Source organism: Massilia aquatica (assembly GCF_011682045.1).
Lineage (GTDB): Bacteria > Pseudomonadota > Gammaproteobacteria > Burkholderiales > Burkholderiaceae_D > Telluria_A > Telluria_A aquatica.
Genome location: NZ_VVIW01000005.1, coordinates 289266 through 303750 on the forward strand (window position 1 = coordinate 289266; position 14485 = coordinate 303750).

Annotated in this window: 11 protein-coding genes; 7 read left to right on the top strand and 4 right to left on the bottom strand. The window is 64.6% G+C overall.

What is annotated here, in order from left to right; translation table 11 throughout:
• Nucleotides 1-9: 9 nt before the first annotated feature.
• Genes F1609_RS11885 through F1609_RS11900 form a run of 4 tightly spaced genes read left to right on the top strand, consistent with a single transcriptional unit; the run spans nucleotide 10 to nucleotide 4984 of the window.
• Nucleotides 10-954, top strand: coding sequence for a tripartite tricarboxylate transporter substrate binding protein (locus F1609_RS11885; RefSeq protein WP_196785428.1), 945 nt, complete (start codon nucleotides 10-12; stop codon nucleotides 952-954).
• Nucleotides 955-981: 27 nt separating this feature from the next.
• Nucleotides 982-2073, top strand: a complete 1092-nt coding sequence (locus tag F1609_RS11890; RefSeq protein WP_167076641.1) for an ABC transporter substrate-binding protein — start codon at nucleotides 982-984, stop codon at nucleotides 2071-2073.
• 54 nt (nucleotides 2074-2127) lie between these two features.
• Entirely contained in the window at nucleotides 2128-3894 is a 1767-nt protein-coding gene (locus tag F1609_RS11895) for an ABC transporter permease (RefSeq protein WP_167076642.1), read from the top strand.
• A gap of 25 nt (nucleotides 3895-3919) precedes the next feature.
• Nucleotides 3920-4984, top strand: a complete 1065-nt coding sequence (locus F1609_RS11900) for an ABC transporter ATP-binding protein (protein WP_167076643.1) — start codon at nucleotides 3920-3922, stop codon at nucleotides 4982-4984.
• A gap of 6 nt (nucleotides 4985-4990) precedes the next feature.
• Here the strand turns inward: F1609_RS11900 and F1609_RS11905 are convergent, their stop codons facing one another.
• Both F1609_RS11905 and F1609_RS11910 read right to left on the bottom strand, forming a co-directional pair.
• Entirely contained in the window at nucleotides 4991-5785 is a 795-nt protein-coding gene (locus F1609_RS11905) for a DUF2145 domain-containing protein (protein ID WP_229421831.1), read from the bottom strand.
• Nucleotides 5786-5787: 2 nt separating this feature from the next.
• Nucleotides 5788-6201, bottom strand: coding sequence for a hypothetical protein (locus F1609_RS11910; protein WP_167076644.1), 414 nt, complete (start codon nucleotides 6199-6201; stop codon nucleotides 5788-5790).
• Between the two features lie 142 nt (nucleotides 6202-6343).
• On the opposite strand from F1609_RS11910, the gene F1609_RS11915 reads away from it, so the two are divergent.
• From F1609_RS11915 to F1609_RS11925, 3 genes are all read left to right on the top strand, one after another.
• A complete protein-coding gene (locus F1609_RS11915; RefSeq protein ID WP_229421833.1) occupies nucleotides 6344-7078 on the top strand; it encodes a helix-turn-helix domain-containing protein in 735 nt (244 codons plus the stop codon).
• An 85-nt stretch (nucleotides 7079-7163) separates the two neighbouring features.
• Nucleotides 7164-9050 carry an MFS transporter gene (locus F1609_RS11920; RefSeq protein ID WP_167076645.1) on the top strand — a complete coding sequence of 629 codons (1887 nt, stop codon included), beginning with the start codon at nucleotides 7164-7166 and terminating at the stop codon, nucleotides 9048-9050.
• Nucleotides 9051-9177: 127 nt separating this feature from the next.
• A complete protein-coding gene (locus F1609_RS11925) occupies nucleotides 9178-11409 on the top strand; it encodes an ATP-binding protein (protein WP_167076646.1) in 2232 nt (743 codons plus the stop codon).
• Here F1609_RS11925 and F1609_RS11930 read toward each other — a convergent pair.
• Both F1609_RS11930 and F1609_RS11935 read right to left on the bottom strand, forming a co-directional pair.
• A complete protein-coding gene (locus F1609_RS11930; RefSeq protein WP_167076647.1) occupies nucleotides 11406-12938 on the bottom strand; it encodes a hybrid sensor histidine kinase/response regulator in 1533 nt (510 codons plus the stop codon). The two genes, F1609_RS11925 and F1609_RS11930, sit on opposite strands and share 4 nt — an antisense overlap.
• A 14-nt stretch (nucleotides 12939-12952) precedes the next feature.
• Nucleotides 12953-14455: an ATPase domain-containing protein gene (locus F1609_RS11935; protein ID WP_167076648.1), complete on the bottom strand. Its 1503-nt coding sequence runs from the start codon at nucleotides 14453-14455 to the stop codon at nucleotides 12953-12955.
• Nucleotides 14456-14485 lie beyond the last annotated feature (30 nt).

Here is a 14485-nt window from a genome sequence, read left to right on the forward strand (position 1 = left end):
GCCACCGCCATGAAAATCCTGATTTCCACCCTGATCGCCTGCGCCGCCTTGCATGCCGCTGGCGCCGAATGCATCGTGCCGTCCAAACCGGGCGGCGCGATGGACCTGACCTGCAAGCTGGCGCGCGAAGGGCTCAAGGGCGACGCCAGTGCGCCGGCGCTGCGCCTGACCTACCTGCCGGGCGGGATCGGCGCGGTGGCCTGGCACACCATGGCGGCCCAGCGCGGCAGCGAAAAAGACACGCTGGTCGCATTCTCGGGCGGCTCGCTCCTGAATCTGGCGCAGGGCAAGTTCGGCAAGGCCAGCGAGAACGACGTGCGCTGGGTGGCCGCCCTGGGCGCCGACTACGGAATGATCGCGGTGCGTTCCGATTCGGCCTTCCGCAACCTGGCCGACCTGCTCGACGCGCTGCGGCGCAAACCGGAAAAGGTGCTGATCGGCGTGTCCGGCACGATCGGCAGCCAGGACTGGATGAAGATGGCGCTGCTGGCAAAAAGCGCCGGGATCGATCCGAAGGTGCTGCGTTTCGTGGCGCTGGAAGGCGGCGGCGAGGCCTTTACCGCGATGCACGCCAACCATGTGCAGGTGGTGTCGGGCGACGCCTCGGAAGCGAGCCTGTACTCGGGCGCCGGCAAGGTGCGGGTGCTGGCGGTGCTGTCGGAGCAGCGCTTGTCGGGTGTGCTGGCGCAGGCGCCGACCGCGCGCGAGCAGGGCGTGGACGTGGTGTGGCCGATCATCCGCGGCGTGTGGATGGGGCCCAAGGTGGCCGACGCGGAGTACCGGCGCTGGGTGGGCAGTTTCGAGCGCATGACGGCCAGTCCCGATTTCGACAGGCTGCGTTCGGCCCATGGCCTGTATCCGTTCACCCTGACCGGGCAGGCGCTGACCGATTACATCCACAAGGCTGTCGCCGACTACAACCGGCAGGCCAGGCAATTCAAACTGATTCGCTAAAAAACACAACAACAATCTGGAGACAACATGAATACCAAGCTTACCTTTATCAGCGCGAGCATTGCGCTCACCTTCGCCGGCAGCGCCTTGGCGCAGGTCCCGGCGGGCTACCCGGCCGACTACCAGAAGATCATCGACGGCGCCAGGAAGGAGGCCAGGCTGGTGATCTACTCGGCCACCGACAGCAAGGCCGCCCAACCGTTGATCAAGGACTTCAACGTGCTTTATCCGGGCGTGAAGGTCGAATACAGCGACATGAATTCGACCGAGGTGTATAACCGCTTCATTTCCGAAGCGGCGGCCGGCGGCAACACGGCCGACGTGGTGTGGTCGTCGGCGATGGATCTGCAGATGCGCCTGGCGTCCGAGGGCAATGCGCTCAAGTACCGCTCGCACGAAGCGGGCAAGCTGCCGGCATGGGCGGTGTGGAACGACAGCGCCTACGGCACCACGTTCGAGCCGGCGGCCATCGTCTATAACAAGCGCCTGTTGACCGGTAGCGAAATCCCAAGGACGCACGCCGCCTTCGCCGCCATCATCAAGCAGGAAAAATTCCGCGACAAGGTCACCACCTACGACATCGAAAAATCGGGCGTGGGCTTCATGTTCATGACCGCCGACGGGCGCGAGAACCCGCAGTTCGGCGAGCTGCAAAATGCCTTCGGGGTCGCCAAGGTGCGCGTGCAGTCGTCCACCGGCACCATGCTGGAGCGGATTTCGTCGGGCGAAAACCTGATCGGCTACAACGTGCTCGGCTCCTACGCGCTGGTGCGCGCCAAGACCGATCCGTCGCTGGGCGTGGTGCTGCCGGCCGATTACACCCTGATCATGTCGCGCGTCCAGTTCATCAACAAGGCAGCCAGGAATCCGAACGCGGCCAAGCTGTGGATGGATTACCTACTGTCGGTGCGCGGCCAGACCGTCATCGCCAACGAGTCGAAGCTGTTTGCGATCCGCGCCGACGTTACCGGCGAAACCACCTCGGCGGAACTGATCAAGATCATCGGCGAAAAGAACGTCAAGCCGATTCCGGTGCACCCGTCGTTGCTCGAGTACCTGGCGCCGGCCAAGCGCATGGCCTTCCTGAAGCAGTGGAAAGACACCGCAGGCAAAAAGTAAGCGCCGGCACGGTGGGCCAGCGCCCACCTCCTTCAACCCTGGATCGGACCTGACATGACCACCTATTCATTGCGGGCCACGCGGCTTAACTGGCCGCGCGGCCTGGTGGTGACGCTCGCCTGCGTCGCCATCTTCCTGCCGCTGTATTTGATTTTCTACCAGAGCTTTTTGTCGGCGCCCTTCTTCATGCCGGAAAAAACGCTGGGCTTCGAAGCGTACGCCTTCATTTTCGACGACCCCGATTTTACCCAGGCCTTCAAGAATGGCGCGATCCTCGCCACGGGCCTGGCCGCCATCGCGGTGCCGCTGGGCGGCATGCTGGCCTTCCTGATGGTGCGCACCGACCTGCCTGGGCGCAGCTGGATCGCGCCGATGCTGCTGGTGCCGATTTTTGTCTCGCCCATGGTGATGGGCTTCGGCTACGTGGTGTCGATGGGGCCTGTGGGCTTCTATTCGGTGTGGGCCAAGCAGCTGCTTGGCTTCATCCCATGGAATATCTATTCGTTCACCAGTATCGTCGTCATCGCCGGGCTGACCCACGTGCCGCACGTGTACCTGTACGCTTCCTCGGCCCTGAAAAGCCTCGGTTCGGACGTGGAAGAGGCGGCGCGCGTGGCCGGCGCTTCGCCATTGCGCGTGATGATGAACGTGTCGCTGCCGATGATCATGCCGGCGCTGGCTTACGCCGGCGTGCTGGTGTTCTTCCTCGGCTTCGAAGTATTCGGCCTGGTGCTGGTGCTGGGCGACCCGGAAGGCCACCTGGTGCTGGCCACCTACCTGTACAAGCTGACCAACAAGATGGGCACGCCCTCGTACCACCTGATGGCGGCGGTGGCGGTGTGCCTGGTGATGGTGACCATGCCGCTGGTGATGATCCAGCGCTGGCTGCTGAAATCTGCCAACAAGTATGTGTCGATCAAGGGCAAGGGCGCGCGCCAGAAGGCGATGCCGCTGGGCCGCTGGAAGTGGCTGGCGTTCGCGCTGCTGGCCGGCTGGCTGCTGGTGACGATCATCCTGCCGCTGTCGGGCATCGTGCTGCGCTCCTTTGTGCAGAACTGGGGTGAAGGCGTGGTGCTGTGGGATGTATTGACCTTGCAGCACTTCCGCGACATCCTGGACCAGCATTCGTTGGTGCGCGGGATCATCAACACGGTGCTGATCGGCGTGATCGGCGGGGCGCTGGCGGTGGTCTGCTACACGGCCATCGCACTGGCGATGCACCGCAAGCCCGATGGCATTACCCGCATGCTCGATTACAGCGTGCTGGTGCCGCGCGCGGTACCGGGCCTGCTGGCCGGCCTGTCGTTCCTGTGGGTGTTCCTGTTCGTGCCGAGCTGGCTCGATGGGATGCTCAAGGCCAGCGGGTTCGGACCGTTCCTGTGGCTCAGCGAACATGCGATTCCGCTGCTGCGCGAAGTGCGCTCGACCATCTTCGCCCTGTGGCTGGCGTATTCGGTGGTGTGGCTGGCCTACGGCATGCGCCTGATTTCGACTGCGCTGCTGCAGGTGGGGCCGGAACTGGAAGAGGCGGCGCGCGCGGTGGGGGCGACCCGCGGCCAGGTCACGCGCGACGTGACGCTGCCGCTGATCAAATTCGGCATGCTGGGCGCCTGGCTGATGGTGTTCCTGATCTTCGAGCGCGAATATTCGACCGGGGTGTATCTGCTCACGCCGGGTACGGAAGTGATCGGGGCCATGCTGGTGTCGCTGTGGGCGGGCGGTTCGACCGACCTGGTGGCGGCGCTCTCGTTCATCAATATCACGCTGGTGGCCATTGGCCTGGGCATTGCGCTGCGCTTCGGCGTCAAGCTGCACCAATAAATACATACCTCTATCGGGAATCTTCATGAATGAATTGACTGTCAACGACCTGCACCTCGATTACGGCACCGGCGCGCAAGCGAACCAGATCCTCAAGGGTGTATCGATGCACCTGCAGCGCGGCGAAGTGGTGGCCTTGCTCGGGCCTTCGGGCAGCGGCAAGACCACCTTGCTGCGCGCCGTGGCCGGGCTGGAAAGCCCGAAGAGCGGCACCATCGACATTGGCGAGCGGCGCGTGTTCGACGGCGCGCGCAAGTTCGAGATGGCGGCCGAGCACCGCAGCCTGGGACTGGTGTTCCAGTCGTACGCGCTGTGGCCGCACAAGACCGTGTTCGACAACGTGGCCTACGGCCTGACCCTGCGCAAGATGGGCAAGAGCGAGATCGAGGCCAAGGTCAAGGAAGTGCTGGGCCAGCTGGGACTCGGCCACCTGGGTGAGCGCTATCCGCACCAGCTCTCCGGTGGCCAGCAGCAGCGGGTGGCGATTGCGCGCGCGCTGGTGTACAACCCGCCGGTGATCCTGCTCGACGAACCGCTGTCGAACCTGGACGCCAAGCTGCGCGAAGAGGCGCGCGCGTTTTTACGCGAGCTGATTGTGCGGCTTGGCCTGTCGGCCTTGATGGTGACGCACGACCAGGGCGAGGCGATGGCGATCTCGGACCGCATCCTGCTGCTCAATAACGGCAAGATCGAGCAGCAAGGCTCGCCGCAGAGCATGTACGAGACGCCCGAGACCCTGTTCACCGCTGAATTCATGGGCAGTAACAACCGCTTGCCAGGCCAGGTGGTGGCCGGTAACGACGGCGCGGTGACGGTGATGGTCGATGGCGTGCGGATGCAGGGCACGGCGCGTGGCGCGCGCAGCGGCGGCGAGGCCACGCCGCTGATCCGTGTTGAGGATGTGAAGATCAGCGCGCAGCAGGTCGACAACGCACTCGAGCTGCCGCTGCTGACCTGCATGTATTTGGGCGACCGCTGGGAATGCCTGTTCAAGCGCGGGGAGTTCAGCCTGCGCGCGTACTCCAAGTACCGGCTGGAGGCGGACAGCTACTGGCTGCACATGCCGCCAGAGAAGCTGTGGGTATTCTGACCAGGGCTACTGGATGCGGACCACGCTCTCGCTGACGGCGCTGTCGCGCTTCTTCACGAAGCGCACCACCGATTCGACGGTGACGATGTCGATCTGGCCGGCGATGCGGCGGCCCAGCGGATGGTCGTCGAAGGCCACATTGGCGCGGAACACGCGCGCGCCGAGGCGCTTGACCGACGGTACCCAGATCGTGTTCGGCATATAGCCGGCCTCTTTGAGCCAGGACTGGGCGGCGCCGCGGTCTTCGATGGCGGACTCGCTGGCGGCGTAGGTTTCGAGCACCCACTGATTGGAGTTCTGGTACTTGGTCGAATAGGGGAAGGCCAGCATGTTGTAGTGCGCACCGTGCAGGCGCGCCGGCGCGCCGGAGGCCAGCATGGCGGCGATGCGCTTCTGGCTTGCCACGCTCGGAATCACGATCTGGCTTTCGTAGGCGAATAAATCGTCGAGGAAGAAGTTGGCCAGGCCCTGGTCGAACACCTTGGAGCTGGCGGTGCCGCACTGGTTCAGCAGGTGCACCACGGTCCAGCGTCCCTTGGGATGGTCGCGCCAGGCGTAGGCCATGTGCGAGTAGCGCAGGTCGTACCTGGACAGATCCTGGCCGACGCGCGCGATCAGCGCCACCTCGGCCCCGGAGGCGTCCAGCGCGGCGCTGGTGTTTTCGGCCAGCTTGACCGCCTTGACGAAGTTGTTTGCATCCTGCGCGACTTCCTCGCAGGCCGTGCCGGCGTGCGCGGTGTGCAGGGGCGCGGCCAGCGCCACGACAAGCGCAAGGACAAGACGAAGACCTGAGCGCATCATGCTCAGCCCTTGGCGCCGTTTTGCGAGTGATGCAGCAGGCCTTTGCCGATTTCGGTCGGGATGAAGGCGATCACCTTGCCGGCGGCGATCAGCACATGGCCGCTGGCGGTCGCGGTCACCGTCACGGCCTGGCCGACCAGCCTGGAAAAGCCCCTGGCGCCGTCGCCGCTCAACTTGACGGTGGCGGTGGAGCCGTCGGCCACGTTCTTGAGCACCACCATGGTGCCGTCGGCGACGTTCTCCACGCTTTGCGCCACCACGCTGCCGCCCACGGCCACCACCAGTAAACTTCCCATCACGACCGCACCCGACACGTTGCTCGGCGCGGACGACAGGTTCGAGCCCTGGGCCAGCGCGGCCGGATTGGCGCCGAGCAGGGCGCAGGCAATGGCGACGATCATCAGCTTGGTTTTCATGCTGTTCCTTCATATATAAGTGGCCGGGTTGGCAAGGACATCTTACGCAAGTTTGGTCTGTGCTAAATGAAATGGTAGGCCGTATCGCTTTTATTCTGAATAAGTATTAATATTTGCTACCAGATTTTATAGGGATACGAACATGCCGCACGCAATTACACTTGTCGACACCTTGAAGCGCCTGTTGAAAGGACGCGGGATCACTTACGGCGACCTGGCCGGGCGGATCGGCATGTCGGAGGCCAGCGTTAAGCGTATGTTTTCACAGAAGAATTTCACTTTGCAGCGGCTCGACGAGATCCTCACCGCGACCGGCATCGAGTTCGACGAACTGAGTGCGGCGCAATCGGCGCCGACCCTGATTTCGCACCTGACGCTGGCCCAGGAGCGCGAAATCATTGGTGATCCGCGCCTGCTGGTGGTGGCCGTGTCGGCCATGAACCACATCTGCTTTGACGATATTGTGCGTTTTTACGACATGACCGAAGCCGAAGTGACCAAATACCTGCTGCGCCTGGACCGCATCGGATTCCTGGAACTGCTGCCGAACAACCGGGTCAAGCTGCTGATCGCGCGCACCTTCGGCTGGATTGCGAATGGCCCGATCCAGGGCTACTTCCGGCACGAGGCGGCGGCCGATTACCTGAACTCGCGCTTCGACGGCGAAGATGAAGTCATGCGGCTGGTGAACGTGATGCTGTCGAAGCAGTCCGGCGCGGCGCTGCTCGAACGCCTCAAGCAGGTGGCGGCCGAATTCGCGCAGCAGCACCAGCACGAAACGCGCCTGCCGTTCGACCAGCGCCACGCGATCAGCTTCATCGTGGCCGCGCGGCCGTGGGTGCCGCAGGCCTTCAAGGCCTTGCTGCGCCAGCCGTGATGACCCTGACGATGAAGCGCCACTGCTTTTGCCACATTCCTTGCCACTTTTTTTGCCACATCGAGACCCTGAGAGAACGATCAGCATGAGTCAATCCAGCCAGTTTTCCCTCCTCACGCAGCGCCGCTTCGCGCCGTTCTTCTGGACCCAGTTCCTCGGCGCCTTCAACGACAACGTCTTCAAGACCGCCTTGCTGGTGATATTGACGTTCGAGGCGGCCAGCTGGACGACGATCGATCCGGCCATATTAAACAGCCTGATTCCCGGCCTGTTCATCCTGCCGTACGTGGTGTTTTCGGCGACCGCCGGGCAGATCGCCGAAAAGGTCGAGAAAGGGCGCCTGGCGCGCTTCGTCAAAATGCTGGAGATCGCCATCATGCTGGTGGCCGGCATCGGCTGGACGACGCACACCCTGTGGCTGCTGATCGCCTCCGTGGTCGGCATGGGCGTGCATTCGACCCTGTTTGGCCCCGTGAAGTATGCGTACATGCCGCAGCACCTGAAACCGGAAGAACTGGTGGGCGGCAACGGCGTGGTCGAAATGGGCACCTTTGTCGGCATCCTGCTCGGGCAGATCCTGGGCGCGGCGCTGGTGTTAAAGACCAACGGCCTGCTGCTGGTGGCCGGCGCCACCATGTTCTTCGCGGTGCTCGGCCTTGCGGCCAGCTACCGCATTCCGCATTCGCCGGCGCCGATGCCGGACCTGAAAATCAATCCGAACCCGTTTGCCGAATCGGTGCGCAACATCGGGCACGCGCGCAAAAACCGCACCGTGTTCCTGTCGATGCTGGGTAATTCGTGGTTCTGGTTTTACGGCGCCATGATCCTGTCGCAGTTCCCGCTGTACGCCAAGAATTTCCTGCATGGCGACTACAGCGTGTTCGTGATGCTGCTCACCGTGTTTTCGGTCGGCGTCGGCGTTGGCTCGCTGCTGTGCGAAAAGCTCTCGGGCCACAAGGTCGAAATCGGCCTGGTGCCGTTTGGCTCGATCGGCCTGTCGCTGTTCGGGATCGACCTGTATTTCGCCAGCATGGGCTATGTGCGCCCGGCGCTGGAGGTGGACATGATGGGCATCCTGGCGCAGGCCGGGGTCGCGCGCGTGCTGTTCGACATTGCGATGGTGGGCGTGTTCGGCGGCCTGTTCATCGTGCCGCTGTTCGCGCTGATCCAGACGCGCTGCGAGCCGGCCCACCTGTCGCGCACCATCGGCGGCATGAATATCCTCAATGCGCTGTTCATGATCGGCGCGGCAGGTCTTGCCATTGTGATGATCAAGCTCGATTTCACGATTGCGCAGATGTTCCTCGCCACCGCCATCATCAACGCGATCGTGGCGCTGTATATCTTCTCGCTGGTGCCCGAATTTTTGGTGCGCTTCGTGGCGTGGATGCTGATCCACACCATCCACCGCGTCAAGACGGTGGATGTGGAGCGCATTCCCGAGGAAGGCCCGGCGGTCCTGGTGTGCAACCACGTCAGCTACGTCGATGCGCTGGTGATCGGCGCGGCCAGCCCGCGTCCGATCCGCTTCGTGATGGACCATAAGATCTTCAAGATGCCGCTCATGGGCTGGCTGTTCCGCACCGCGCGCGCAATTCCCATCGCGCCGGCCAAGGAAGACCCATTCCTGATGGAGAAGGCGTATATCGACATCGCCCAGGCGCTGCATGAAGGGGACCTGGTGTGCATCTTCCCGGAAGGGCGCCTGACCTCGACCGGCGAGATGGGCGAGTTCCGCGGCGGGATCGCCAAGATCGTCGAACGCAGCAAGGTGCCGGTCATTCCGATGGCGCTGCGCGGCCTGTGGGGCAGCCTGCTCACGCGCGACCCGGGCAACCTGTTCGAGCGCACCTTTGCGCGCGGGCCGCGTTCGCGCCTGGCGCTGGCGGTCGGCGCGCCGGTGGCGCCCGAAGACGCCACCCCCGATTACCTGCACCAGCAGGTGCTGGCTTTGCGCGGCGACTGGAAGTAGGGCCGCTTCATCGGGTGGCGAGAATGCGTGAGAAAGTGGTTATAATTGCAATCGTACGGCATTTTGCCACTTCTCCCGTTTTTCAAAGGCCGCAGCATTCCATGAACAGTCCTTCGCCGCCGGTACCATGAAAATCCGCGCTTATCTCGCGCTGATGGTCGCGGCGATCCTGATTCCGGTGATCCTGTTTTCGACGATTTCGCTCAACATGCTGCTCAAGGCCGAGCGCGAAGCGGCGCTAAAGGGCGTGCGTGAAACGGCGCGCATCTCGCTGGTGAGCATCGACCGCGAACTGACCAACACCCAGAGCGCGGTGCGCATGCTGGCCACCTCGCCGTACCTGGCCAGCGGCGACCTGGCCGGTTTCTACGAACAGGCGCGCTTCGCCGACAAGGTGGGCGCCACCTGGACCGCGCTGCTCGACGAGCGCGGGCAGCAGCTGATTAATACAGCGGTGCCGTTCGGCGCACCCTTGCCCGGTCCCGACGCGGCCCAGCGCGTGGCCCAGGTGTTAGATGCCGGCAGGCCGCAAATCTCGAACCTGATCCGCGGCGTCGTCACGCAAGCCTTGCTGGTGGTGGTCGACGTGCCGGTCACCACGCCCGACGGCATGCGCTACGTGATCGCGCAGGGCTTCAAGATCGACCACTTCAACGGCGTACTGACCCAGGTGAACGCGCCGCCGACCTGGCTGGCCGGCGTGTATGACCGCAACGGCATGACGATCGCCCAGACCTATGGCGGCGGCGCGGCGGGACGCGGCGAGACCCGCCCCGACCTGCGCGAAGCGATCCGCAGCAAGACCATCGGCGTGATCCGCAACGCCAGCGACGACAACATGAAGCTGTACACGGTGCTGGAACGCTCGGCGCTGTCCGGATGGACGGTGGCCGTCGGCGTGCCGGAAGCCGAAATCGAATCGGCGGCGCGCAGCGCGTTGATGGTGTGGATTATCGGCCTAGCGGCGGCGGTGTGCTGCGCCGCCCTGGCCGCCGTGTTCTTTGCGCGCCGGCTGTCGCGCTCGATCCGCCAGGTGGCGCGCTCGGCGCATGCGCTGGGCGCCGGCGGCGAGGCGGCGCGCACTGGCGTGTCGGGCGTGGCCGAAGTGGACGAGGTGCAGGCGGCGATTGCGGCGGCGGCGGCGCTGGTCGAACAGGAAAAGCAGTCGCGCCTTGCCGCCGAAAGCGAGCGCGCCACGTTGTTCGAGCGCGAACACGAGGCGCGCACCAGGGCCGAACAGCAGAACCGGGCCAAGGATGAATTCCTTGCGATGCTCGGGCACGAGCTGCGCAACCCGCTGGCGGCGATCGTGAACGCGACCGGCGTGATGGCCCATCCGGGCATGCCGGCCGCCGCCAGCGAGCGCGCGCGCGAGATCATCACGCGCCAGAGCGGGCACCTGACCCGCATCGTGGACGACCTGCTCGACATGGGGCGGGTTCACTCCGGGAAGATCCTGCTGGAGCGGCGCGCGCTGCGGCTGGACCAGGTGATCGACAATTACATGGCCACCCTGCGCGCGTCGGAGCGCTCGGCGCGCCATGAACTGCGCGTCGAGACCGTGCCGGTGTGGGTCGATGGCGACCCGACCCGGCTCGAGCAGATCGTCTCCAACCTGCTCGACAACGCACTGAAATACACCCCGGCCGGCGGCACGATTTCGGTCAGCGTGGCCATCGAGGGCGACGACGCGCTGCTGTGCGTGTCCGATTCCGGCATCGGGATTGCGCCGGAGCTGATGCCGTACGTGTTCGACCTGTTCGTGCAGGGCGCGCGTCCGCTCGACCGCGCCCAGGGCGGCCTTGGCGTCGGGCTGGCGCTGGTGCGGCAACTGGCGCTGATGCACGGCGGGCAGGTGGACGTGCGCAGCGCCGGCACGGGCCTGGGCAGCAGTTTCGCGCTGCGCCTGCCGCGCGTGCAGCCGCCGCAGTCCGAGGTGAGTGTGCCGGCGCCGGCGCCCTCGTCGCGCCAGCGCGTGCTGCTGATCGAAGATAACGAGGACGGGCGCGAGATGATGGCCATGATGCTCGAGGCGCAGCAGTACCGGGTCGACACCGCCGTCGATGGCTTCGACGGCCTGCGCCAGGCTGGCGCGGCGTGCCCGGACATTGCGCTGGTCGATATCGGCCTGCCGGGCATCGACGGTTATGAAGTGGCGCGCCGCATGCGCGCCGACCCGGCCACCGGCAAGGTGCGCCTGGTGGCGCTGACCGGGTATGGGCAGGACAGCGACCGTGAACGCGCACTCGCGGCGGGATTCGATGCGCATCTGGTCAAGCCGGTGGACATGGCGCGCCTGATGGAAGCGTTGGAGAGCGGCGCGCCCGCAGCGCCGCAGCTGGCGAAAACGGCGCTCTAGCGGATCAGGCGCAAGCCCTGCGGCTTGCCCAGGCGGCCGTCGGCCAGGCGCTTGATGTCGTCGAAGTTGACCGGCTTGATGAGATGATGGTCGAAGCCCGCGTCCAGGGTGCGCTGGCGGGCGTCGCTCTGGCCCCAGCCGGTCAGGGCGATCATCAGCACCGACTGCGAACCGGGTTTCAAGCGGATACGGCGCGCCGCTTCGTAGCCGTCCATGCTCGGCATGCCGAGGTCCATCACGATCATGTCGGGCATGCCCTGTTCCACCGCCTGCACCGCCTCAAAGCCGTCGTAGGCCGTGGCGACGTTACAGTTCTCCATTTCGAACAGCGCCTGCAGCGAGTCGGCCGCATCGCGGTTGTCGTCCACCACCAGCACCTTGGGACGCTGGTCGACAGCGCCCATGATGTCGGCGATGGGCGCGGCATCAACCGGACGCGCTTCTGTCACCACCGGCAGGGTGACGATAAACTCGCTGCCCTTGCCAAGTCCCTCGCTGGTGGCCTGCACGCTGCCCCCATGCATTTCGGCGAACTGGCGCGACAGGCTCAAGCCGATGCCGAGACCACTGGCGATCTGGCCCGAGGGCGGACGGCTTTGTTCAAACATGGCGAAAATGCGTTTGATGGCGGCCGCTTCGAGTCCGATGCCGGTATCCTTGACGTAGATGTTCAGGGCGCCGAATTCGACCTGCCCGCGCACGCTGATGTAGCCGTCGGCCGGGGTAAACTTGACCGCGTTCGAGACGATGTTGGCGACGATCTGCACCACGCGCGCGTAGTCGGCGTAGAGCACCACGTCGCCGGGCGGCACGGCCACGTCGATCTTGATGCGCTTGGCCGCGGCGGCGGCGGAGCACAGTTCGGTGACGTGTTCCATCACCTGCGCAAAGGTGGTGTAGTCGCGCTGCAGTTCGATCTTGCCGCTGTTGATGCGGGCCACATCGAGCAGGTCGTCGACCAGCCGGGTGAGATGGGTCACCTGGCGCTCGATCACGTCGCTCACCTTTTTCACGGGCGCCTGGTCGGGATACAGGTGATTGAGTACGCTCATCGAGGTGCGGATGGGCGCCAGCGGGTTGCGCAGTTCGTGACCGAGGCTGGCCAGGAATTCATCCTTGCGGCGGTCGGTCTCGCGCACCTGGTACTGCTTTTCGCGCGCGCGCAGCACCGATTGCAGCGACGTGATCAGGGTCAGGGTGCGCACCGGACGCTCGAGCAGGGTGACATTGCCGAGGGCGCCGATGGCCTGGCGCACGCTGAGCGAGTCGGGGCCGCGGTGCGTGAGCAGCACGATCGGCAGGTCCGACCAGTTGGGCTGGCGCTGGACGAATTCGCCGAGCGCTTTCATGCCGCCGTTCGACAGCGCTTCTTCGACCGTGAGCACGGCGCCGACGCCGATCAGGAGCTCTTCGGAGAGCCGCTGGACGTTTTCGGTGACCAGGTTGTCGACTTGCGCGAGCGTGAGCATTTTCGATGCCAGCACCGCGTCTTGCCCGGTCGGGGCGTAGATCAGGACACGCTTTTCCATAGGCCGCTTTTCGCTTATCCGTTTTCGTCGTCGAACAGCACGTGGCACTGGCTGTCGTCGAAGGTGGGAACACCGGTCAGGATGCCATGGAAGTTGGTCAGTACTTGGCCCACCTGGATGCCCTTGGCGCTCATCGAGAACAGGCGGATGGTGCGCTCGTGCAGGCCGACGCGTTTCTTGAACACCGAGATGGCCTGGCGCACCTTGCCGCGCGCTTCGAAGTAGCGCAGCATGATGACGCTGTCGGCGATGTAGCTGGCGTCGACCGTGGTGCTCATGCTGCCGCCGATGACGCCGGGCTGCACGCCGACCAGGATAGTGACCACGCCACGCTGGCCCAGGTAGGTCAGCAGCTCGTGCATGTGGGTGGCGAGGAAGCGTTCGTCGGGCATGGCCTTCAGATAGCCATTGAGGCTGTCGATGACGATCACGCGCGCGCCGCCGGCTTCGGCATCGGTCACCGCCTGCATGAATTCGCCGGGCGCCATTTCGGCCGGGTCGATCTGCTTGATCATGAGCAGGCCATTGTCGATCGCGCCCTGCAGATCGATACCGAGGCCGGTGGAGCGCAGCAGCAGGTTGTTGGCCGCTTCCTCGAACAGGAACATGGCCGCTTTCTGGCCGCGCTGCGTGGCCGCATACACATACTGCGCGCACAGCGATGACTTGCCGGTACCCGGTGGGCCGGAGAGCAGGGTGCTGGTGCCTTCATCGAGTCCGCCGCCGGTAAGGGCGTCGAGTTGGGCGATGCCGCTCGAGAGCTGTTTGCGTTCGGTGTGTACGCGCGTGTGGGCGGCGATCAGGCGCGGGAACACCACCAGCCCGCCGGTGACGATTTTATAGTCGTGCGAGCCGCCGCGAAAGGCGATGCCGCGGTATTTGACGATGCGCACGCGGCGCCGTTCGGAGCCGTAGTCCTGGTTGATCAGTTCGAGCGTGATGACGCCGTGCGCCACGCTGCGCACCTGCAGGTCGCCGGATAGGGCGGTGCGGTCGTCGAGGAACAGGGTGGTGCAGCCTTTGCCGGACAGGTACTGCTTGAGCGCGAGCACCTGGCGGCGGTAGCGCAGCGGGCTTTCGGCCAGCAGTTGCAGCTCGGAGAGCGAATCGAGGACGACGCGGGTCGGCTTGTACTTTTCGATCGTGTCGAGGATGCGCTGGGTGGTCATGCCCATCTCGATTTCGGACGGGTGGAAAATGGTGAACTGGTGGTCGGGGTGGAGGATGTTCTCGTTGGGGATGATGTCCTCGACGTGGATGCCGTCCATCGACCAGCCATGCGACTGCGCCACCGCCTTGAGCTCGACGCGGGTTTCAGCCAGGGTGATATAGATGACCGATTCGCCGCGGCGCACGCCTTCGTACAGGAACTGGAGGGCGAGGGTGGTCTTGCCTGTGCCGGGCTCGCCTTCGATCAGGAACAGGCGGTCACTGGTGAGGCCGCCGCCGAGGATGGTGTCCAGTCCGGGGACGCCGGTTGAAAGAAAGCGGCTGGTGTCGCTGTTCTGTATTTCCATGGAGGAGTTCTCCGTTTTTCTCATCGTAAA

Coding starts and splice junctions, on each gene's coding strand:
- F1609_RS11885 (WP_196785428.1), top strand. CDS start 10: ATGAAAATCCTGATTTCCACCCTGATCGCCTGCGCCGCCTTGCATGCC.
- F1609_RS11890 (WP_167076641.1), top strand. CDS start 982: ATGAATACCAAGCTTACCTTTATCAGCGCGAGCATTGCGCTCACCTTC.
- F1609_RS11895 (WP_167076642.1), top strand. CDS start 2,128: ATGACCACCTATTCATTGCGGGCCACGCGGCTTAACTGGCCGCGCGGC.
- F1609_RS11900 (WP_167076643.1), top strand. CDS start 3,920: ATGAATGAATTGACTGTCAACGACCTGCACCTCGATTACGGCACCGGC.
- F1609_RS11905 (WP_229421831.1), bottom strand. CDS start 5,785: ATGATGCGCTCAGGTCTTCGTCTTGTCCTTGCGCTTGTCGTGGCGCTG.
- F1609_RS11910 (WP_167076644.1), bottom strand. CDS start 6,201: ATGAAAACCAAGCTGATGATCGTCGCCATTGCCTGCGCCCTGCTCGGC.
- F1609_RS11915 (WP_229421833.1), top strand. CDS start 6,344: ATGCCGCACGCAATTACACTTGTCGACACCTTGAAGCGCCTGTTGAAA.
- F1609_RS11920 (WP_167076645.1), top strand. CDS start 7,164: ATGAGTCAATCCAGCCAGTTTTCCCTCCTCACGCAGCGCCGCTTCGCG.
- F1609_RS11925 (WP_167076646.1), top strand. CDS start 9,178: ATGAAAATCCGCGCTTATCTCGCGCTGATGGTCGCGGCGATCCTGATT.
- F1609_RS11930 (WP_167076647.1), bottom strand. CDS start 12,938: ATGGAAAAGCGTGTCCTGATCTACGCCCCGACCGGGCAAGACGCGGTG.
- F1609_RS11935 (WP_167076648.1), bottom strand. CDS start 14,455: ATGGAAATACAGAACAGCGACACCAGCCGCTTTCTTTCAACCGGCGTC.